Source organism: Streptomyces sp. NPDC048277 (assembly GCF_040652235.1).
Taxonomy (GTDB): Bacteria; Actinomycetota; Actinomycetes; order Streptomycetales; family Streptomycetaceae; genus Streptomyces.
The window spans coordinates 78,996-100,041 of the sequence record NZ_JBEZLQ010000037.1 but is presented as its reverse complement, the minus strand read 5'-3'; the positions used below and the strand labels follow the sequence as shown (position 1 = coordinate 100,041).

The following is a 21,046-nucleotide window of genomic DNA, read 5'->3' as shown; positions in this document are numbered from 1 at the left end:
AGGTATCCTCACCGGGGTCGTCGGCCACCGTCCGGACACTTGCGGTATTGCCCTTGCGGGGCCTGACGGCACGGGTCCGTACGGTGGCGGCCTTCGAGCGAGGGGATGCCGTCATCCTTTTCGCCAGGACTGTCGCTGCCGGGGTGGCACGGATCAGGCGGTCGCCACTTGCTCCTCGGCCTTTTCGTCGCTGTGCCGGTCGCCGGCCTCGGCCCGGACGGCGGGAATGCAGGCGGCGACCAGCGCGGCGGCCACCGCGACACCGCAACCGACGAGCAGACCCGTGCGGAATCCGCCTTCGGAGGTGAAGGTGTAGCTGCCCACTGTGGAGGTCATCTGGGCGAGTACGACGCCGACGACCGCTGAGCCGATAGAGGTGCCGAGGGAACGCATGAGCGTGTTGAAGGCGTTCGCGGCCCCGGTCTCGGCGGGCGGTACCGAGCCCATGATCAGGGCGGGCATCGCTCCGTACGCCAGACCGACCCCACTGTTGATCACCATGCTGACCAGCATGCAGCCCCACGCCTGGCTCATGAGCGCAAGCGAGAGCCCGTAGCCCAGCGCGATGACCAGGACACCGGAGATGAGCGTGAACTTCGGCCCGCGGGCGTTGGTGAGCTTGCCGCCCCAGGGGGAGACGATCATCATCATGAGTCCGCCGGGCGCCATCCACAGGCCGGCCGCGAGCATCGTCTGTCCGAGACCGTAACCGGTGGCCTTCGGGAACTGCAGCAACTGCGGCAGAATCAGCAGGCTCGCGTACATGGCGAAGCCGACGAACACCGATGCGAGGTTGGTCACCAGGACGCGTGGCCGGGCCGTCGTGCGCAGGTCCACGAGCGGGCTGGGGATGCGCAGTTCCCAGATGCCCCAGCCGAGCAGCAGCACCACGGCGGCCGCAAAAAGCCCGAGGATCGTGCCGGAGGTCCAGCCCCAGTCGGCACCCTTCGACACCGCCAGCAGGAGACAGACCAGTCCGGCGGCGAAGCCGAGTGAGCCGACTGTGTCGAAGCGTTCGCGTCGAGCCACGACGGGTACGTCCGGGACGAACCTCCAGACCAGAACGGCGATCACTGCGGCCAGCGCCGCCGCGCCCCAGAACAGGACGCGCCAACTGGCGTACTGGGCGACGGCGGACGCGATGGGCAAGCCCAGGCCGCCGCCGATGCCCATGGAAGCGCTGACCAGCGCGATGGAGGAGCTGAGCCGCTCCGCCGGGACCACGTCGCGCAGCAGTGCGACGCCCAGCGGGACCATGCCCATACCCATCCCCTGGAGGCCGCGTCCGACGATCATCGGCGCGACGGACGAGGAGACTGCGCACACCGCGGATCCGGCCATGAGGGGCACGGTGCAGACGAGGATCATGCGCCGCTTCCCGATCATGTCGCCGAGGCGTCCGGTGACCGGTACGCACACGGCGGACACCAGCAGGGTGACGGTGATGACCCAGGCGGCGTTCGAGGACGAGGTGCGAAAGATGGTTGGCAGCTCCGCGATGAGCGGGGTGACGAGCGTTTGCATGATCGCTGCCACCGTGCCCGCGAATGCCAGGGTGGCGACCACGCGGCTGGCATGGCCGGTCGGCTCGGGGGTGTCCATTCAAGGACTCCTACAGTTCCGGGAATGTGTATTGTGCACATGATGTGTATCACGCATACCATGTGCATGGTGCATCAGCCGTGGGTGATACACATGACAGGCAGGCTCGACAGAGCGGACCGGGGAGCGGAGGTAGCATTCGCGTGACAGACCCCGTACACGAAGTCGAGTACGAGCAAATGCTCCTGAGCCGGCACGGCCTGCGGCGGCGCCGCGGACGGCGCAAGGACGGGCTCATGGAGCACAGCGCCTACGTCATTCTCAGCCGTCTGCGGATCCAGGGACCCATGTCGATCGGCGAGCTCAGCGAGGCCTTCGGGCTCGACGCCTCGACCCTCAACCGCCAGACCGCCGCGGCCCAGCACGACGGACTCGTGGAACGCATTCCCGACCCGGAGGGAGGCCTGGCCCGCAAGTTCTGTCTCACCGAGAACGGCAGGCAACTGCTCGACGAGGAACGCGAGTACACGATCGCGGCACTGGAACGTGTCATGGAGGACTGGCCGGAAGACGACATCGCGGCGTTCGCCAGCTATCTGAGGCGTTTCAACAGCGGAATCGAGCGTCTCGAAGGCCGACCGTGGCCTCGGCCGTGAAACCCCGCCGCCGACGAACCCGCCCGCAGAGCTGAATGCCTCGGTCGTACCCCCCGGTGTCTCTCAGTATCTTTTCCTGTGCTAAATCCGCTCCGGGAGAGACGGACGTCGCCTGGCCGTCGCATGTATCGGTGGGCTTGCGCACGGTGAAGCGGTCGATGCCTTCCGGTCGGCTCGCGCCCAAGTTGATGTGCTGCGGGTCGAAGAAGAACGCCTTGATCATGTTCTTGGTGATCTGGCCGCTGATGAGGTTGACCAGGACCGGGTCTCGAACGGCGAGGCCGTGTCGAAGTCGACGTGGGTGCCTTCGACGGCGGCCACCAGGGTGGCGCGGGGCGCCGGCAGAGGTGCTCCCTTGGTTTGCTTGCGCGAACGGATGTCACTTGCCGTTGTCCGCCGGAGGCCGGTCGGCGCCGAGGTCGGCGGGGCAGTAGCCCGCGGGGTAGCCGGGATAGCCGCGGGCACGGACCGAGCGGGTGAGGGCTGCGTGTCGGCGTGGCGGCAGCAGGCGTTCCACCATCGCGCGGCCGCGCAGGGCGGCCCGCACCGTTCGCTTGGTCCAAGGCGGTGCAGAGGCCAAGCCCAGGGCGTCGAGCATGGGCTGGTCGAGGCAGCCGCGTGCCGCCGCCTCGACCAGCGGGCGCAGCGGCCGTGGGTACCAGGAGCGGAACAGAGCCATGGTGTAGTGGCCGATCGCCCGGCCTGTGGGGCAGCAGCCGAACCGCTCACGCTCGAAGCGCTGTTTGAAGTCGTGGAATTCGTCGTAGTCGGGTGGTATCTCCCGTATGCCCATCCGGCGGCCGACTTCGAAATAATAGTGGAACGCGGCCAGCCGCTCGTGCGGGTGGAGGCGGCGCCAGCCGAACGCGTCGATCCAGTTGATGGGTTCGTAGACGAACGTGGACAGGACGTAGAGCATGTCGTCATTGCTGATCGAGTACGGCCGGTGCAGCCGGTTGATTACGCGGAGAGCCTCCTTCCCGCGTGGCGAGTCGTATCCGTGCTCGGCGATCTCCGCCATCAGCAGGGCCGTGTCGTCGTACCGCTTCTGCGGCCGGTGCTCGAATTCCCCGGTGGCCGCGAGGAGCACGGAGATGCTGGGTACACAGAAAGTACGCAGCAGGGCGAACTCCAGGGCTCGCAGGTAGTCCCAGGGAAACTCGTGGCCTGACGAGATGCGGTAGATCTCCTGGGCGTCGGTCACGGGGTCCAGGGCGGCGATACGGGTCAGCCAGTGGTATCGGTTCATGGGGCCCTTCCCTCATGTGCCGGTGAAGCGCGGCGGTCTGCGCTCGTGGAAGGCCCGGACGCCTTCGGCGAAGTCGGAGCCGGCGAACAGCCGTGATTGTCCGGCCCGTTCCTGCGTCAGGGCGTGGTCGAGTCCGGCGAGAGAACTTGCGCGCAGCGCGCGCTTCGTCTCCGCGTAGGCAGCGGTCGGTCCCGTGGCCAGGGCGGATACGATCTCTTTCGCCTCGGCGGCCAGTTGGTCGTCGGGGACGACTGCGGATATCAAGCCCCAGTCGAATGCCTGTTGCGCGGGAATGCGCTCCGCCAGCAAGGCCATGCGCGCCGCACGCGCCCGCCCGATGGCGGCAGGGATGGTCGCCGTGGCTCCGCCGTCCGGCATGAGCCCGACGTTCGCGAACGCCAGAAGGAAGTACGCGGACTCCGCCGCCCAGATGAGGTCACAGGCGGTGGCGATCGCACAACCGACCCCGGCCGCAGGGCCGTTTACTACCGCGAGTACGGGCTTCGGAGCCTCTGCGAGGGCGCGGACCAGGCGGTTGGCGGCGTCGATGCCGTCCCTCATGCCTCCGCCCTCGCGCCTGCTCGAGCCTGCCGCGCCCGCCTCGCGACTGTCCGACGGTTCCACGTCAGGGGCTCCGCCGGTGAGGTCCGCGCCGGTGCAGAAGGCCCGGCCGATGCCGGTCAGCGTGATCACCCGGACGCGTGGGTCCGCGGAGGCCTTCTCGACGGAGTCCGCCGTGGCCCGGAGCACGGCCGGCGTCAGGGCGTTGAGCTTCTGCGGCCGGTTGAAGACGATCCTCAGCACCCCATCGGCCTCGTCGACGAGGAGGTACGGTCGGCCGGTCACCGTTCGACTCCGTCGGCCATGGCCCTATGGTGCGTTGTCCGCCCGGCGGTGATCAGGGTCCCGAGCCGTTCCTCGATCAACACCGCTGCCTCGGTGACGATGCGGGTCACGAGGTCAGCCACGCTCAGAATGTCATGGATGATCCCCTGCACTGTGCCCGAGGTCCAGATTCCGGCTTCGAGGTCGCCCTCCTCGAACACCTTGCGCCCGCGGGCCCCGGCCACCAGCTCCCGTACGTCGTCGAAGCGTCCGCCGCCGTCGAGGATCTCCACGACACGCCGGCTGACTTCGTTGGCGGCCACGCGGGCGGTGTTGCGCAGAGGCCGGAAGATCAGTTCGGTGTCGTGTTCGGTGTTCGCGACGATCTGCCGCTTCACCCGCTCGTGCACAGGTGCCTCGACGGTGCACAGGAATCGTGTGCCCATGCTGACGCCGTCGGCGCCCAGGGCGAGGGCCGCCACCAGGCCGCGGGCGTCCGCGATGCCGCCGGAGGCGAGGACCGGGACAGTGAGCCGGCTGGTGGCCGCCGGGATGAGCACGAGGCCGGGAATGTCGTCCTCGCCCGGATGACCGGCGCATTCGAAGCCGTCGATGCTGACCGCGTCCACGCCGAGGGCCTGTGCCCTGACGGCATGCCGGACGCTGGTGCACTTGTGCACGACCTTGGTCCCGGCGGCATGGAACGAGGGGATGTGGTCGGCGGGGTTGGATCCCGCCGTCTCGACGACCGTGATGCCGGCCTCGATGATCGCTTGCCGGTACTCATCGTACGGCGGGGGGTGATGGCGGGCAGGATGGTCAGGTTCACCCCGAACGGCTTGTCGGTGAGATCGCGGCATCGTCGAATCTCTTCGGCCAGGGCTTCCGGGGTGGGCTGGGTCAGGGCGGTGAGGAAGCCCAGGGCGCCCGCGTCGGCGACGGCGGCCACGAGTTCCGCGCGCCCCACCCACTGCATGCCGCCCTGGACGAGGGGGTGTTCTACTCCGAAGGTCTCGGTGAAACGGGTCGTCAGCATGGACGCGGGTGGTCCCTTCCGGGCGAGGTCGGATTCACCGCGCATGGCCGTGGAGGCGGTTGAGGGCGGCGCGCAGCAGCCGCATGGTGCCGGGGCCGCGCCGGAAGGTCGGCAGGGTCATGCCCGGTATGGGGAATCGCCGGCGTGCCAGGGCCTGGGTGCGGGTGAACGCATGGAGCCCTTCCAGGCCGTGGATACGGCCGAAACCCGAGTCACCCATGCCGCCGAAGGGCAGGGCGGGGATCGCCGCGTACGCGAGCATCGCGTTGACAGAGACGGTTCCGCAGCGCAGCCGTCGGGCGATGGCCAAGCCGTGGCGCCGGGAGAACACGGTGGCTCCCAGGCCGAAGCGGGTGCCGTTGGCAAGCTGCACGGCCTGCTCGACGTCGTCCACCGTGCGGACCACGACCAGTGGGCCGAACGTCTCCTCCTGCATCGCCGGATGGGATTCGGGCACGTCGACGAGGACGATCGGATCGATGTACGGCGGGCGTAGCGCGTCCGGCCCGCCGACCAGGGCGGTGCCGCCTGCCTCGAGCGCGCCGACGAGATGGCGGCGTACCACGTCTACCTGTTCGGGCACCGTCATCGGTCCATAGGCGCCGCCCGCTCGGATGTCCCGCAGCTCGTCGCGGAGCGCGGCGTGGAACCGACCGGCCACCGAGCGCTCCACATATACCCGTTCCACGCCGATGCAGGTCTGGCCGGCGTTGCTCATCGCCCCCCACGCGACCGCTTCGGCCGCGGACTCCACGTCGGCGTCGGCCGCGACGATGACCGGGTCCTTGCCGCCGAGTTCCAGCAGCACCGGGGTGAGCCGCTCGGCCGCGGACGCCATCACCTTCCTGCCGGTCGCGGCGGAGCCGGTGAAGGCGATCAGGTCGACCGCGGAAGCCACCAGAGCCGCGCCCGTGCCGCCCTCGCCGAAGACGGCACCGAGTACCCCTACGGGCAGCCCCGGGTTGGCTGCCGTGAAGGCCTCGACGCAGAATCTCCCGACCGCCGGGGTGTGCTCACTCGGTTTGAACACCACGGTGTTGCCGGCGGCCAGGGCATAGGCGATCGAGCCGATCGGCGTGTTGACCGGATAGTTCCACGGGCCGATCACCCCGACCACGCCGAGCGGACGACGTTCGACACGGGCCTGGAAGTTGGCCATCAGCGTCCCAGGAGCCACCCGGCGCGCGGCGACCGCCCGCCCCGCGTGCCGGGCGGCCCAGCGGATGTGCCCGAGAGCGAGCGCCAGTTCCAGATAGGCGTCGTCGGCCGGTTTGCCGTTCTCGGCGTGCACCAGCGCGCACAGCGCGTCGGCGTCGCGGACCAGGTGGGCGGCCCAGCGCAGCAGGGCCCGGCGCCGCTCCTGCCAGGGCAGCTCGCTCCAGTACTCCGCTGCCCGGCGGGCCCGGTGCACAGCCTCGCCCACCTCGGCGGGCGCGTGCAGGGGCAGTTCGGCGACGAGGTTCCCGGTGGCCGGGTCGAGCGAACGCAGCCGACGGTCGGGGGCGGCAGTGGTATCCGCTTCTCCCATCGCTGTCACAGCCCGTAGCTCTTGCCGATGATGTCGCGCTGGATCTCGCTGGTCCCGCCATACACGGTGGACACCACCGTCGTGCGGAGCATGCGCTCCATGCCGTACTCCAGCGCGTAGCCGTAGCCGCCCATCATCTGCATGCCCTCCAGGGCCATCGCCTTGGCGAGTTCCGTGGCTTTGAGCTTGGCCATCGACGCCTCGCGCGGCAGCATGCGCCCCGGCTCGGCGTCGATGCGGCGCGCCACGTCATGGACGAGCAGGCGGGTGCACTCCAGCTCCGTGGCGTGGTCGGCGATCCGGTGCCGCAGCGCCTGGAAGGTGCCAACAGGACGGCCGAACTGGTGGCGCCCCTTGACGTACTCCAGGGTGTCATCGAAGGCGCGCCGGGCCGCGCCGAGCATGCTCGCGGCCAGGATCATCCGTTCCAGGTTCAGGCCGGCCATCAGCTGCCGCCAGCCCTGGCCGACCTCCCCGACCACGGCGTCCTCGGGCAGGAAACAGTCGGTGAAGTAGAGGTCGTTGACGTCGGGGCCGCCCAGGGTCCGGATGCCGTGGATGTCCAGTCCTTCGGCCGTCGGCGGCACCGAGAACATGGTCAGGCCCTCGTGCTTGGTACCGGTGGCCGAGGTGCGGGCGACCAGCAGGATGTGCTCCGCCAGATGGGCATTGGAGCACCACGTCTTCTGGCCGTTGACCACCCAGCCGCCGCGACGGCGCTCGGCCTTGCAGGACAGCGCGGCCACGTCCGAGCCCGCGCCGGGCTCGGACATCGAGATGGCGAGGACCCCGCCCTTGAGGAAGTCACCGAGCACGCGCTGCTTCTGCTCCTCGGTACCGAACTTCTGGTACGAGGCGGCAGCGATCGCCGACGTGGCGAACCCGCCGATCGGGGCCTGCCAGTAGGCGGTGGTCTCCAGGAACAGCGCCAGCTCGGCCATGCCCCGGCCCCCGCCGCCGTACTCCTCGGGGATCGCGATGCCCAGCCAGCCCAGCTCGGCCATCCTCCGGTACAACTCGGGATTGTGCTGATGGCTGCCACCGTCGGTGAGTTCGTCCCGTTGCTCGCGGGTGCCGCACTCGCGTCGGCAGAAGTCGGTGAGCGCTGCGGTGAAGTCCCGCTGCTCAAGGGTCGGTGAGTCGTTCACTACGGCACCTCTTGTCGGGTTGTTGCAGGGGGGAAGACGGCCGTGCGTGGGGGTGCGGCGGCCTCCTGCCGCACTTCACAGGTGCGTCAGCGGGGTGCGTACAAGGCGTCGATCTCGGCCGCGTACCGCTGCTCGATCACGCGACGCTTGAGCGAGAGCTTGGGGGTGAGCTCTCCGGTGTCCGGTCCCCAGGACCGGTCCAGCACATGGAAGGCCTTGACCTGCTCGGGCCTGGACAGTTCGGCGTTGGCCCGCTCGACCGCGGCGGACAGCTCCGCCCTGATGCGTGGCTCGGCCGCCAACTCCTTGATGCAGGTGCCGGTCAGGCCGTTGGCCTTCGCCCATGCCGGGGTGGTCTCTTCATCGAGCACCAGCAGGGCGGTCAGATAGGGGCGGCGATCACCCGTCACCGCGGCGTAGCCGATCAACGGGTGAGCCCGCAGCAGGGACTCCACGCGGCTGGGGGCGATGTTCTTGCCACTCGCGGTGATGATGAGTTCCTTCTTGCGGTCGGTGATCCGCAGCATGCCGTCCGGGTCGAAGGTGCCGACGTCGCCGGTGGCCAGCCAGCCCTTCGCGTCCGTCGCCGGTTCGATCCCGCCGTGCGCCTGGAGATAGCCGAGGAACACGAGCGGACCGCGGACCACGATCTCGCCGTCCGCGGCAAGACGGACCTCCATGCCGGGCACGGGCAGTCCGACCGTGCCGGCCCGGTACCTCGTCGGGAGGGCGCTGGTGGCGGCGCCGGCGGTCTCGGACAGACCCCACACCTCCATGATCGTCAGTCTCAGCTCGCCGAAGAACTCCAGCACCGCGGCCGGGACGGGAGCGGCGCCGCTGCCCAGCCGGACCGCGTCGGCCAGCCCCAGCCGCTCGCGCAACGGCCGCAGCACGGCCTGGTCGGCCCGGGCCAGTTCGTCGGCCAGTGCGGGCGGGAGAGCATCGCCGGTGGAGCGGATGCGGTACGCGCGGGCGGCCAGCTGCCGCGCGGCGTCCACCGTCCGGCGGGTCGGCTCGTCGAGCCCGGACAGCGCCGCCTGCGCGGCGGAGGCGAACTTCTCCCACACCCGCGGCACCCCGAAGAAGCCTTCGGGGCGCACCGCCGTCAAGGTGGCGGCAAGCAGCGCGGGATCCGGGCAGACCGTCACATGGCCGGCGGTGTAGACAGGGAGGTACATGCCGAGGGCACGCTCCGCGATGTGCGCGAGCGGCAGGTAGGCGACCAGCCGAGGATGCGCGGGCCCGCCGTGGATGAGTTCCTGGGCGGCACACTGATGCAGGACATTGCGGTGGGAGAGCACCACACCCTTCGGTTCTCCCGTCGTACCCGAGGTGTAGACCATGCAGACGGGGTCGTCCTGCCCGACCGCCTCGGTCCAGCGCTGCGCGAAGTCAGGGGCGAGACGGTGGAGTTCGTGGCCCTGTTCCGTGAGGTCGGTGTAGCGCACGTACCGCGGGCCCGCCTCCTGAGGCTCCGGCAGCGTCGCCCGCGGGTCCAGCACGACGGCGGTGTGCAGCGAAGGCATGGCGGCGAGCGTCGCGCGCCAGCGTTCCAGCTCGGTGGCTCCTTCGAGCACCACCACCGTCGCACCGCTGTGCAGGGCCACCTGCCGGATCTGACGCGGACTCAGGGTGGCATAGACGGTGCACGGTATGGCCTCCAGGTACGTCGCCGCGAAGTCGACCGCCCAGTGTTCCGGCCGGCTCGACATCGCGATGAGTAACCGGTCGCCGCGGCGCACTCCCGTCGCATGCAGCCCATGGGCGAGCGCCAGCACCTCCGCGTGCAACTCGCGCCAGGTCCAGTTCAATTGCCCCGGCCCGTGCGGCCCGGTGAGTGCGGGCAGATCCGCGAACTCGGTGGCATTGCGTCGCAGCAGGCGCGGCACGGTCCAGTGTCCGACCGCGTGACTGACCTCGGACGCGGTGACCATGGGCCGCTCCCTTCGTCGAGTGTCGTGGGCTTGCGGTGGTGCTCTTCCCTATGACAGTCCCATCGATGACGAGGTGTCAATGGATGCGAATGGAAACTAACTTAGAAGGTCTTCTGAGCAGTTGAGAAGCATGGGAGACGGACTGTGTGAGCGATCAGCGGGTCACTTCGCAGGGCTGGTTACACTCTCCGCATGCCGACTTCTCAGCAGCGACGGCCCAAGGACCGCAAGGCGACGATCGTGCGCACCGCGGCCGAGATGTTCTGCACGCGGGGTTACCACGACGTCGGCATCGAGGACATCGCGCAACAGCTGGGCATCACCGGCCCGGCGCTCTACCGGCACTTCCCCACCAAGCAGGCCGTCCTTGCGGCCGCGCTGGACGAACTCGTCGCGAGCTTCAGCGCAGTGGTGAAGTCGGCGGACACGACGGCGGCGCCAGGGGAGCGGCTGCGGATCCTGGTTCCGGCCCTGGTGCGACAGACCTTCGAATGCCGGACAGTGGCCCGGCTCTACCAGGGGCAGGGCCGCCATCTCGAACCGGGGCGGCGAGCGCTGCTGGCCGAGCGGTTCGACGAGGCCGTACGAGAACTCCGGGGCCTGCTCATCGGCGCGCGGCCGGAACTGGCCGAGCAGGACGCCGCCACCCTGGTGGCCGCCGCACTCAGCGTGATCCGCAGCCCCGCCACGCACCGCGCGTCACTCACCAGGATCAAGGCCGAACGAGTCGTGCTGGACTGCGCCACAGCCGTGCTGACCACCGAGCTGCCCGCACGTGTCGGCTCCGCGCCCGGGGAGTACCGGACGGATCCCGGTGCGCTGCTGCCGCGCCGGGAGCGGCTGCTGGCCGAGGCCGTCCGGCTGTTCCACGAGCGCGGCTACCACGAGGTGAGCATCTCCGACATCGGTGCGGCGGCGGGCATCAACGCCTCCAGCGTCTACCGGCACTTCGCGGGCAAGGCCGAACTGCTCGCCGCCGCGTACTACCGGGCCAGCAGCCGCCTCGAACTCGCCACCGCCGAGGCGCTGGAGGGCGCGGACACCCCCGAGAAAGGGGTCCGTCGGCTCGTCGAGGCCTACGTGCGCCTCAACTTCAGGCATCCGGAGCTGCCCGCAGTCTACGTCGAGCAGAATGGGAGCCTGCCGTCTGCCGACCGCCATCGGCTGCGGGTCGCGCAGCGCCGGCACATCGACACCTGGGTCGCGCTGCTGGCGGAGCTCGACGCCGATCAACCGGCGGCAGTGTTGCGGTTCCGGGTGCACGCGGCGCTGAACATGGTGACGGACCTGGCCCGTTCGGGAGAGTCGACGGACGCCGAGGAACCCGTGGGGGTCCTGGTCCGCCGGATACTGGCACTGCCTCGTGGCGACTGACGCGTCAGCCCCCGAGCAGGGCTTCACCGGCCGGACGGCCCGATCTCGGCAGCATGTTCGCCGAAGTAGTGGCGCAGATGCCGACGTATGAACCGATCGCCGCTGCGCAGCAGGACCCGGCGGCCGACGGCGGTCCGGCCGAGTGTCCCGTAGCGCAGCAGGTTGGCCGCGACCAGGGGCGGCACGGCCCAGGGCAGGGCGGGAGGCAGCCCTAGGTCCCGCATGCCCTGGCGGCCGAGGAAGTAGCCGAGCATGCTGAGCAGCCGCGCGCGGGCGTATGCACGCCGAAGCCCGGCCAGCCGACGGAAGTGCAGAGCTCTCTGTGCCTCGACGGCCGCGTTCGCCAAAGTGGGGCTCGCGAGGCTGCCGTAGCTCTGGGTAAGGAGCAGGTGGTAGTTGAGCCGGTGCTGATCGCGTTCGGAGTCGTTCAGCCAGTCCTCGTCGACGCCGATGAGCCAGCCGATGTACTTCCACAGGTGCATGACCGCACGCGACTCGGCGCGTGTCACGCGGACGCCGAGCATGCGCACACCGAGGAGCTGTACGGCGCTGAACAGGCCGAGGGTGGAAGCCAGGTCGGACCGGTTGACCGGCAGTCCCCAGCGCTCCGCGTCCCAGCGGCCGTTGGTCTCGAACTCATGATTGATCAGGGCGTGCATGAGACGGACCTGCACCGTGAGCCGGAAGCCCTCTCCGCCGCGCCGCAGCGCGTCGTCCCCGGCGACCGTGACCGTCCAGTGCTGGGTCTCGGCGAGCCTGCGCAGGGCCGCGGCTCCGGCCAGGCCTCCGGTCTCGACCAGCAGATCCGCCGCACCGCCGAACCGGTACGAGCCGATCAGCGCCAACTGGAGGAGCACGTCCGCCGAGTTCCGGCCGAACCGGCGGACCACCCGGCCGCCCTCGTTGACCAGGTCGAAGTCCACCCAGTCGGGAACGTGGTCCACCAGCGCGAAGAAGTCCCGCAGGGGCGCGGGGGGATCACCGAGGGCGTCGACGCCATCGGCGAGCGCCTGCTGGAACTGCCGCATCGTCACCCGGTCCGGATGCGTCGCGTCGGTGATCCGCATCGCCCGGACCAACGCCGCCCCGGCCTCGTCGCGTTCCGTCAGCCGGTGGCCGATGGTGTCCAGCAGCGCGGGATCAGGCTCGCCCTGCCGCAGCAGTAGCCGTAACGGCCTACCCAGACGCCGGTTGACGCTCTCGGTCTCACGGAATCGCCGCGGATACCGGGATCGCGGCGGTGACTGTTGTGGGAGCATGAGCGGATGCTGACACCGGTTCGTACTCGCGTTCAATTCGCGTTCTGACCGCGATGCCATCGCCCCGCCGCACCCCGCCACGTGCCACGAGTGCTCGCACGTCACCACGGAAGACACCGCGCCAGGACCGGTCCAAGGCGATGGTCGAGCGCATTTTCGACGCGACCCGTCGGACTCTCGCGGAACACGGCTACGACGGCGCGTCGACCAACCGGATCGCGGCAGCGGCCGGCGTCAGCCCCGGCTCGCTGTACCAGTACTTCCCGAACAAGGACGCCGTCGTGCTCGCGGTCGTCGAGCGTTACAGTGATCAACTGCTGTCCCGTGTCGCGGCTTGTCTGGTGGGCCAGTTCGACCAGCCCGCGCCGGTCGTCGTACGGACCACGATCGAAGTGCTGCTGGGCGGGCTCGATGTCGAGCCGGGGTTCCTGCGCACTGTCTTCGAACACGGTCCGAGGCTCGACGGTGGCCACCGACTGCGGGCTTTCGAACAGCGAATAGGCGAGCTGGCGCTTGCCTATCTGACGACACGCCGCGAAACCCTGCGCGCCGGCGCACCGCTGGACGCCGCGGTCTGGGTGATGGTGCAGGCAGTCGAACACCTCACCGTGCGCTATCTCCTCGACCGGCCGCCGATTCCGCGTGACCGCTTCCTCGACGAGCTCACCCTGCTGGCCCTCGGCTATCTCAGGGCCAACGGCTGAATGCGAGCAGTGGGCGAGTGGTTCACCCAATACCTGACAGCATTGTCGGTTGAATGGGCTAACCTGGGCGGCGGGCACCCGGGACGATGGGGGGGAAACGATGGCGGAGACCTCGGATGTGAGCCCGAAGAAGCGGATGCGCGGCCCTGCCCGGCGCGCGGGCATCCTGGCCGCGGCGGTCGAGGTGTTCGCCCACAAGGGGTACGGCGCGGCGTCGATGGGGGACATCAGCGACGCCGCAGGGGTGGCCAGGCCCGTGCTCTACGATCACTTTCCCTCCAAGCAGGTGCTGTACCTGAACGTGCTGGCGGAACTGAACTCGCTGCTCATCGCGCAGGTGGGGGCCGGCATCACGGGCAGCGGCGACCCTCGGGAGCGTATGCGCGCCACGATCGGCGCGTTCTTCGCTTTCGCCGAACGCTCTCCGGCGGCCCGCACGGTGCTCTATGACCTCACCGACGACGGCGATCCCGAGATCGAGGCCGTCCGGATCGGCTACTGGGATGCCCGGATCAAGGTCGTGACCTCGATGCTGGGCGAGGACCTGCGACGCATCGGTCTGGACCCCCTCTCGGCCGAGGCGGAACTGACCGTCGAACTGCTGGTCAACGGGCTCAACGGGCTGGCCCGTTGGTGGCTGCGGCACCCGGAGACCAGTCGCGACACGCTGGTGAGCACTGCCGAGCGGCTGCTGTGGAACGGCATGGCCCGTTTCGGCGAACAGCCCGACCAACTGCACTGACGGCGGCCTGCCGACGGGTCTCGGGGCCGGCGCGACGATGGTCCTGCCTGCGGTCGCACGGCCATGCCGATCCGCAGGCGCGGACGGCCGGCCCGGGCCGCCTTCGCACTTTCCGACTTTCAGTGATGCAACGTCAACTCTGCGCGGGGGGTTGACCGTTCGTATGGGCGCGCCCATAGTGAGCCCCCGTAACCGACAGTTGTGTCGGAAGTTGGGAGCCGTGATGAACCAATCCTTGGCACCAAGCGGCAGAGACGACGGCCACGGCGTCATACCGCGCCGCACTCTCGTCACAGGCATCGCCGGGGCGGCCGCGGTCGCCGCGACGATGTCCGTGGTGGGCGCAGTGCCGGCCAGAGCACAGACCCGGACGGCGACGGCCGCAGCCGCCACCGGCCGGCGCGTGGCGGTGATCGGGGGCGGCATCGGAGGCCTCACCGTGGCGCACGAGCTGGCCGAACGGGGCTTTCAGGTCAGCGTCTACGAACGCAAGGAACTGGGCGGCAAGGCCCGCAGCATCCCCGTCAGCGGAACCGGCACCGGGGGACGGGCGGACCTGCCGGGGGAGCACGGGTTCCGTTTCTTCCCGGGCTTCTACCAGAACATCCCCGAGACCATGAGCAGGATCCCGTTCTCCGGCAACGCCAACGGCGTCAAGGGCAACCTCGTCGCGGCGTCGAAGGAGATGGGCGCCTGGAAAGGGGACGCCTACTACCTGCCCACCGCGCTGGACAGCCCGAGCACCTACACACCCCAGGCCCTGCTGGACTACCTCAAGACGGCCATCCAGGGGATCGCGAACGTACCGCTCAACGACATCCTGCTCTTCGCCAGCAAGGTCGTCACCTTCCTCACCAGCGGGCCCAAACGGCGCATGGGCCAGTGGGAGAACACCGGCTACTCCGACTTCGTCGGCATGAGCAGGATGTCGGAGTCCGGCAAGGAACTCCTCGTGAACCTGTTCACCTCGACGCTCGTCGCCGCCAAACCGGACAAGGCCAACTCCCGCACCATGGGGCTGATGCTGGAGGCATGGCTCAACGCCACCTTCAAACGCGGCAACTACAGCAACCCCGACCAGTTACTCGACGGGCCGACCAACGAGGTCTTCATCAACCCGTGGATCACCTATCTCAAGAGCCTCGGCGTGACCTTCTCGGTGGGCTACACCGTCACCGGCCTCACCTACAGCGGCGGTCAGATCACCGGGGCCACCGCCACCGACCCCACCGGCGCCTCGGCCGCGATCAACGCCGACTGGTATGTCCTGGCCGTCCCCGTGGAGCGGGCGGTTCCGCTGCTCAACTCCCAGATCCTGGCCGCCGCTCCGGATCTGAAGAAGCTCTCGGCGCTGCAGACCGACTGGATGAACGGCGTCATGATCTACACGACCAGCCCGGTGCCCATCTCGGACGGTCACGTCGGCTACGTCGGTCAGCCCTGGGCACTCACGTCGATCAGTCAGGCACAGTTTTGGAAGGACGACTTCGCCTCGGCCTTCGGTGACGGCTCGGTCGTGGACTGCCTGTCGGTGGACCTGTCCAACTGGGACAACGCCGGCATCTTGTACGGCAAGTCCGCCCGGCAGTGCACCCGCCAGCAGATCGTCGACGAGATCCTCGCCCAGATCCGCGCATCCCTGCCCAACGGTGACACAGTCCTGCCCGACTCGATCATCCACTCCTGGTTCGTCGACACCGCCATCACCGGAGAGGGCACCTCCGCGGTGGCCAACGACGAGCCGCTGCTGGTCAACACCGCGGGCTCCTGGGCCAACCGACCCGAGGCCGCCACCGCGATCCCCAACCTGTTCCTCGCCGCGGACTACGTGCGGAGCAAGATCAACCTCGCGACGATGGAAGGCGCCAACGAGGCGGGCCGGGCCGCGGCCAACGCGATCCTCGACGCCTCGGGCTCCACGGCTGCCCGGGCCACGATCCAGGCGCTGTTCGAGCCACCCGAGATGCAGACGTTCTGGGCCAAGGACGACCTTGACTACACCTTCCGGTTGCCCAATGCGTTCGACGTCATCGACCCCCTGTGGCCGTGACCCGGCCCGCTCCTGCACACCGAACGGAATCGACCGGATGACAGATCATGTCGCCGTCATCGGCGCGGGGTTCGCCGGCCTGTGCATGGCCATCCGCCTTCGGCAGGCTGGCGTCACCTCCTTCACCGTGTACGAGAAAGGCGACAGCCTCGGCGGAGTGTGGCGGGACAACACCTACCCCGGCGCGGGCTGCGACGTACCGTCCCACCTCTACTCCTATTCCTTCGCACCACGCGCCGACTGGAGCCGCGCCTATCCGCTCCAGCCGGAACTCCTGCGGTATCTGGAGGAGTGCGCGGACACCTACGCCATCCGGCTGCACATCCGGTTCGGCACCGAGATCACCACCGCGCACTACGACGAAGCCGCTCATGAGTGGGAGCTGCGCACCGCCGACGGCGGCTGCCGCCGCGCCCGGATCCTGGTGACCGCGGTCGGCCAGCTGAACCGGCCCAAGTTCCCCGACTACGAGGGCCTCGCCGAGTTCGCCGGCACCTCCTTCCACTCGGCCCGCTGGGACCACGGCCACGACCTCACCGGCGAGCGGGTCGGCGTGATCGGCACCGGCCCCAGTGCCGTCCAGTTCATCCCGCGGATCGCCCCGCAGGCACGCACCCTCACGGTCTTCCAACGGTCCCCGAACTGGGTCATGCCCAAATGGGACTACGGCTACGGCCCGGTCCACCGGACCCTGTTCAGAACGGCGGTCGGCCGGCTGGCCTTCCGCGGCGGGTGGTTCGCCTTCGGCGACACGGTGCTGTACTCCGCCGTGCGCGGGGGCCGTCTGGGCCGACTGGTGGAGTACCTGTGCCGCCGCCAACTGCGCACCCAGATCCCGGACCCGGCCCTGCGTACCGCCCTGACCCCCGACTTCCCGCTCGGCTGCAAGCGCATCCTGATCTCCGACGAGTACTACCCCGCACTCGCCAGGGACAACGTCGAAGTGGTCACCGAGAAGATCGTCCGGATCACCCCCCGCGGCGTACAAACCGCCGACGGAACGGAGCACGTCCTCGACACGCTGATCCACGGCACCGGATTCACCGCCACCGAATTCCTCGCCCCGATGACCATCACAGGCCGCAGCGGGCAACTGCTGCGCGAACAGGCCTGGGCCGACGGCGCGGCCGCCCATCTCGGCATGACCGTACCCGGCTTCCCCAACCTCTTCCTGCTCTACGGCCCGAACACCAACCTCGGCAACAACTCCGTCGTCTTCATGATCGAGACCCAGGTGCGCCACGTGCTCGACACCCTGACCGCGATGACTCGCGAGGGTCGTCAGGAGACCGAGGTGCCGGCACGCGCCTTCGAGATCTTCCAGCGCGACCTGGACGACGCACTGCGCACCACCGTCTGGGAGGCGGGCTGCAACAGCTGGTACAAGACCGCCACCGGCAGAGTCACCACCAACTGGCCCTACCGCGCAGCCCGTTACCGGCGCCTGATCCGGCGCCTGTGAATGGCTGGACGCCCAGGGCGGTGGCTCGGGTACGAGCCGTTTCCGGACGTTCGGGCGCGTGCTACCAGGCCACTGGCAGTTCGTGCAGGCGGTACACCACGCCCTCCTCCTTGAACGACAGCTTGTCGACCGGCTGAGCCAGACGCAGTCCGGGTATCCGGCGGAGCAGGGTGTCGAAGACGATGCGCAGTTCCGCCCGGGCGGGGTTCTGTCCCAGGCAGGAGCGCGACCCGTAGCCGAAGCCCAGGTGCGCCCGGGCGTCTCGGGTGACGTCGAACAGGTCGGGATCATCGAAGGCGTCCGGATCCCGGTTGGCCGTGTTGCTGAGCGCGATCACGCCCTCACCCGCGCGAATGGTCGTGCCGCCGATCTCCGTGTCCTCGACCGCGACCCGGACCACCGCGTATTCGCCGATGGTGAAGTACCGCAGCATCTCCTCTACCGCGCCGGGCGTCTTCGTCGGGTCGTCGCGCAACGCCGCGAGCGACTGTGGGTTCTCCAGCAGTGTCATCGTGCCGAGGGAGATCATGTTCGCGGTGGTCTCGTGGCCGGCGACCAGCAGCAGGACCCCGAAACCGGCGGACATCTTGCGGTCCCCCGTCCTGTCCAGCAGCCGGGTGAGCAGATCGTCGCCGGGCTCTCGCTGTTTGTGCGCCAGCAGCTCGTCGAGGTAGGCGTTCAGTTCGAGCATGGCCGCGCCCTGCTCCGCGCGGGCCGCCGTCCGGCGCAGCATGGTGTTGGTCCGTTCCTGGAAGAACCCGTGGTCGCGGTAGGGCACACCGAGCAGTTCGCAGATGGCCAGCGACGGGACCGGGAGCGCGAGCGTCTCGACCAGGTCGGCGGGGCGCGGGCCGGCGAGCAGCGCGTCGACGCGCTCGTCGACGATCTGCTGGAGCCGCGGCTCCAGCGCGGCGATGCGTTTCAGGGTGAACTCCCCGGTCACCCAGCGTCGTTGGCTGAGGTGCTCGGCCCCGTCCACGGTGGTCAGCGGGGCTCAGGGCTCCGCGTGCGTGCGAGCGGTGGACATGTGCGGGATGCCGGGGCGGGTGCGGTTGGCGCTGAAGTGCGGGCTCGCCAGCATCGCCCGGACGTCCTCGTGCCGGGTGATCGCCCACACCTGGGAGCCGCTGGGCAGCGTGACCCGGGCGACGGGTTCTTCCTGGCGTAAGCGGACGTGCTCCGGCACGGGGGCGAACGGGCAGGTACGGGCGAGGGGCAGTGGAGTGGTGGCTGTCATGGGGAACCTCCAGGTGGGGGCAGGAGTAGGACTCGGATGTGGGCCGTGATCGCACGACACTTAATGCAAACGTTTGTATTAAACTAGCGAAGTGAAGGCGTCCGTTCAAGGCGGCTCAGGGGAACAGGAAGTAGGGGGCAAGGGCTTACACGGTCGCGTGAGCCGCCCGTGCGGCCGGGGCTTCGAGTTGGGCTTACGCTGTCCTTTTTGTGGGCCCGGCGGTGCCGACTTTGTCGGCGCGGGCGGTGCACGGTCGTGATGAGGTGACGATGGCAGGCAGGACGCGGCGACGCGACGAACGGGCCAGCAGCACACGGGAGGTGCTGCTGACGGAGGCCGAGCGTCTGTTCGCCGAGCGCGGGGTGCACGCAGTCACTCACCGGCAGATCAGCGAGGCCGCCGGACAGGGGAACATCGCCGCGGTCAACTACCACTTCGGTACCAAGGCCGACCTGGTTCGCGCGATCGCCCACCGGCACGGTGAGCAGATTGAGCGCAGGCGCGTCGGCATGGTGGCCGCCCTCGGCGACTCCACCGAACTGCGGTCATGGGTCGCCTGTCTGGTCCGCCCGGTCACCGAGCACTTGGACGCGCTGGGCAGTCCTACCTGGTACGCGCGTTTCGCCGCCCAGATCATGGCCGACCCGACCCTCTACGCGATCGTGGTCGAAGAGTCCCTCGCGATGGCCCCCTCGCTGCGGTACTACGAGGACGGACTGGCCCGGTGCCTGCCCGGCCTGCCCACCGAGGTGATCGTCGAACGCGCTGTCATGGCACGTCATCTGACGGTGCAGATGTGCGTCGAGCGGGAACGCGCCCTCGCGGACGCCACTCCTACCTACCGCCTTTCCTGGGACGACTCCTCCACCGCGCTCATCGACGCGATCGTCAGCCTGTGGCGGACACCGCTGGAGCCGGAGGTGTGAGGTGACGGTCGGCCCGCGACACGCCCGGCGAGGGGCAAGGCTTGTCGAGACGTGACTTGCCCACGGTCAGACGGCCCCAGGGCTCACGGCAGCATGAACATCACGGAAGTAATGTTCGTGGCCGGCCGGGGTGTAGAGGCACAGGGTGCGTGCGACGACCGGCCCTGCGTTGCGGAAGCCGTGCGGGGTACCGCGGGTCGCAGCCAGCAGATGTCCGGGGCCGACGGATGCCTCCCGTCCCTGGTGTGGAGCGTCAACTGGCCCTCGAGAATGTAGAGATACTCGTCGTGCCCCTCGTGCACGTGCGGTGTGGCACCTGTGACGCCCGGCGCGAGGGCGAACTCCTCGACGGCGAAGTGGCCGCCTGCGTGCTCGGCGGTGCGCTGGAAGAAGTGTGCGACACCGGCGACGTCGACATGTTCACTGTTCGGCGGACGGCACAGCAGTGGACGGGCGGGAAAACGGTCCTGATCACCGGTCGTGGGAGCACCGTGCCGTGAGGCCGAACCGGCGGTCAGCGCTGCGACGTCGGCCGGGGAGAAGCGGCGCTCGCGGCCGACCCAGGTCACGGGAATCCCGCCCGTGTCGGCCAGACGGCGAAGGGCTGACGGGTCGATGCCCAATAGGCCTCTGCCCTGCCGTGTGCCGAGGCCTGCGTTGACGACTATCTCGGGGATCTGTCGGCGGTTGTCAGGGTCTCCGGCTTCCACAGTGCAGGAGTTACGTTCTTCCCCGCTCTCGTGGCCATGTCGTCCCAGGTCGGTCACCCACCGGTCGAATGCGTCGACGAGGACGTGGTACGGGACGCCTTCCCCGTTCTGACAGCGTCGTACGACCTGGTCATCGCGCACCGGATGAGTCACACTCAACCCTGGTCGGCGGACCGGCTGTCGGTCGTGCCGCTACTGCGCGAACCCATGGATGTGGCCGTGCGCGCCGACCACCCGCTGGCCCGGTGCGAACGGGTGCCGGTGGACGACCTCGTCGACGAGCCCTTCGTGTCCACGCACCCCGGATTCTCCCCGGACGACCTCCTAGAGGTGATCGCGGCCTCCGCCGGTCGGCCGATGCGCGTCGTGCACCGGATCAACGACTTCGCGACCGCGGCGGCGATGGTCGCTCAGGGGAACCTGGTCGCGCTGCTGCCGAGATACACGGCCGCGCCGTCGGTCGGCTCCGGGGTGGTCCTGCGCCCGCTCAGCGGTGTCCGGGCCGTACCGAACATCGATGTGCTCATGCGTCCCGAACACGCGATCCGGAGCGGCGTCTCCGTCGTACTGGAGTCACTCAGGGGGATCGCCGACGAACTCGTGCGGTCCGCTCAGGGCGCTGCGGCCAGGTGAACCCCCTGCAGCTGTCTCGCCTGGCTCGTCC

At 69.2% G+C, this 21,046-nt stretch carries 19 protein-coding genes and 2 pseudogenes; 9 read left to right on the top strand and 12 right to left on the bottom strand.

Annotation, left to right across the window (positions count from 1 at the left end; all coding sequences use genetic code 11):
• Positions 1–153: 153 nt before the first annotated feature.
• A complete protein-coding gene (locus AB0D85_RS47315) occupies positions 154–1,602 on the bottom strand; it encodes an MFS transporter (RefSeq protein WP_362336101.1) in 1,449 nt (482 codons plus the stop codon).
• A 179-nt stretch (positions 1,603–1,781) separates the two neighbouring features.
• Here AB0D85_RS47315 and AB0D85_RS47310 point away from each other — a divergent pair, with 179 nt between their 5' ends.
• Positions 1,782–2,198: a MarR family transcriptional regulator gene (locus AB0D85_RS47310; RefSeq protein WP_362336116.1), complete on the top strand. Its 417-nt coding sequence runs from the start codon at positions 1,782–1,784 to the stop codon at positions 2,196–2,198.
• Positions 2,199–2,334: 136 nt separating this feature from the next.
• On the opposite strand, the pseudogene AB0D85_RS47305 reads toward AB0D85_RS47310, so the two are convergent.
• From AB0D85_RS47305 to AB0D85_RS47275, 7 genes and pseudogenes are all read right to left on the bottom strand, one after another.
• Positions 2,335–2,567, bottom strand: a pseudogene (locus tag AB0D85_RS47305) (3-hydroxyacyl-CoA dehydrogenase); the annotation flags it as partial.
• A gap of 10 nt (positions 2,568–2,577) precedes the next feature.
• On the bottom strand, positions 2,578–3,447 hold the full coding sequence (locus tag AB0D85_RS47300; RefSeq protein ID WP_362336098.1) for an oxygenase MpaB family protein: 870 nt from the start codon (positions 3,445–3,447) through the stop codon (positions 2,578–2,580).
• A gap of 12 nt (positions 3,448–3,459) precedes the next feature.
• Entirely contained in the window at positions 3,460–4,293 is an 834-nt protein-coding gene (locus AB0D85_RS47295; protein ID WP_362336094.1) for an enoyl-CoA hydratase, read from the bottom strand.
• Positions 4,290–5,308 (bottom strand): annotated as a pseudogene (locus AB0D85_RS47290) (nitronate monooxygenase). The gene AB0D85_RS47295 and the pseudogene AB0D85_RS47290 overlap by 4 nt, the downstream one beginning before the upstream one ends.
• A 34-nt stretch (positions 5,309–5,342) precedes the next feature.
• Positions 5,343–6,836 (bottom strand): aldehyde dehydrogenase family protein, encoded by a 1,494-nt coding sequence (locus tag AB0D85_RS47285; RefSeq protein ID WP_362336091.1) that lies wholly within the window; start codon positions 6,834–6,836, stop codon positions 5,343–5,345.
• Positions 6,837–6,841: 5 nt separating this feature from the next.
• Positions 6,842–7,984, bottom strand: a complete 1,143-nt coding sequence (locus tag AB0D85_RS47280; protein ID WP_362336088.1) for an acyl-CoA dehydrogenase family protein — start codon at positions 7,982–7,984, stop codon at positions 6,842–6,844.
• Between the two features lie 86 nt (positions 7,985–8,070).
• On the bottom strand, positions 8,071–9,918 hold the full coding sequence (locus AB0D85_RS47275; protein ID WP_362336085.1) for an AMP-dependent synthetase/ligase: 1,848 nt from the start codon (positions 9,916–9,918) through the stop codon (positions 8,071–8,073).
• 192 nt (positions 9,919–10,110) lie between these two features.
• On the opposite strand from AB0D85_RS47275, the gene AB0D85_RS47270 reads away from it, so the two are divergent.
• The gene (locus tag AB0D85_RS47270) at positions 10,111–11,292 is read left to right on the top strand and encodes a TetR/AcrR family transcriptional regulator (protein ID WP_362336082.1); all 1,182 of its coding nucleotides are present in this window, start codon (positions 10,111–10,113) and stop codon (positions 11,290–11,292) included.
• Between the two features lie 23 nt (positions 11,293–11,315).
• Here the strand turns inward: AB0D85_RS47270 and AB0D85_RS47265 are convergent, their stop codons facing one another.
• The gene (locus AB0D85_RS47265) at positions 11,316–12,551 is read right to left on the bottom strand and encodes an oxygenase MpaB family protein (RefSeq protein WP_362336079.1); all 1,236 of its coding nucleotides are present in this window, start codon (positions 12,549–12,551) and stop codon (positions 11,316–11,318) included.
• A 140-nt stretch (positions 12,552–12,691) separates the two neighbouring features.
• Between AB0D85_RS47265 and AB0D85_RS47260 the strand changes: the two genes are divergently transcribed.
• From AB0D85_RS47260 to AB0D85_RS47245, 4 genes are all read left to right on the top strand, one after another.
• Positions 12,692–13,255 (top strand): TetR/AcrR family transcriptional regulator, encoded by a 564-nt coding sequence (locus tag AB0D85_RS47260; protein ID WP_362336076.1) that lies wholly within the window; start codon positions 12,692–12,694, stop codon positions 13,253–13,255.
• A gap of 100 nt (positions 13,256–13,355) precedes the next feature.
• Positions 13,356–13,997, top strand: a complete 642-nt coding sequence (locus tag AB0D85_RS47255) for a TetR/AcrR family transcriptional regulator (RefSeq protein ID WP_362336073.1) — start codon at positions 13,356–13,358, stop codon at positions 13,995–13,997.
• A 223-nt stretch (positions 13,998–14,220) separates the two neighbouring features.
• Positions 14,221–16,047: an FAD-dependent oxidoreductase gene (locus AB0D85_RS47250; RefSeq protein ID WP_362336070.1), complete on the top strand. Its 1,827-nt coding sequence runs from the start codon at positions 14,221–14,223 to the stop codon at positions 16,045–16,047.
• A 37-nt stretch (positions 16,048–16,084) separates the two neighbouring features.
• Entirely contained in the window at positions 16,085–17,509 is a 1,425-nt protein-coding gene (locus tag AB0D85_RS47245) for an NAD(P)/FAD-dependent oxidoreductase (RefSeq protein WP_362336067.1), read from the top strand.
• A 61-nt stretch (positions 17,510–17,570) separates the two neighbouring features.
• On the opposite strand, the gene AB0D85_RS47240 is transcribed toward AB0D85_RS47245, so the two are convergent.
• Entirely contained in the window at positions 17,571–18,488 is a 918-nt protein-coding gene (locus AB0D85_RS47240; RefSeq protein WP_362336064.1) for a cytochrome P450, read from the bottom strand.
• Positions 18,489–18,503: 15 nt separating this feature from the next.
• A complete protein-coding gene (locus tag AB0D85_RS47235) occupies positions 18,504–18,746 on the bottom strand; it encodes a hypothetical protein (RefSeq protein ID WP_362336061.1) in 243 nt (80 codons plus the stop codon).
• A 269-nt stretch (positions 18,747–19,015) separates the two neighbouring features.
• Between AB0D85_RS47235 and AB0D85_RS47230 the strand changes: the two genes are divergently transcribed.
• Positions 19,016–19,672 (top strand): TetR family transcriptional regulator, encoded by a 657-nt coding sequence (locus AB0D85_RS47230; RefSeq protein WP_362336058.1) that lies wholly within the window; start codon positions 19,016–19,018, stop codon positions 19,670–19,672.
• 83 nt (positions 19,673–19,755) lie between these two features.
• Here AB0D85_RS47230 and AB0D85_RS47225 read toward each other — a convergent pair whose 3' ends face one another.
• The gene (locus tag AB0D85_RS47225) at positions 19,756–19,974 is read right to left on the bottom strand and encodes a hypothetical protein (RefSeq protein WP_362336113.1); all 219 of its coding nucleotides are present in this window, start codon (positions 19,972–19,974) and stop codon (positions 19,756–19,758) included.
• Between AB0D85_RS47225 and AB0D85_RS47220 the strand changes: the two genes are divergently transcribed.
• Both AB0D85_RS47220 and AB0D85_RS47215 read left to right on the top strand, forming a co-directional pair.
• Positions 19,918–20,172, top strand: a complete 255-nt coding sequence (locus tag AB0D85_RS47220; protein WP_362336122.1) for a hypothetical protein — start codon at positions 19,918–19,920, stop codon at positions 20,170–20,172. The two genes, AB0D85_RS47225 and AB0D85_RS47220, sit on opposite strands and share 57 nt — an antisense overlap.
• 135 nt (positions 20,173–20,307) lie before the next feature.
• Positions 20,308–21,015, top strand: coding sequence for a LysR substrate-binding domain-containing protein (locus tag AB0D85_RS47215; protein WP_362336110.1), 708 nt, complete (start codon positions 20,308–20,310; stop codon positions 21,013–21,015).
• The last annotated feature ends 31 nt before the right edge of the window (positions 21,016–21,046 follow it).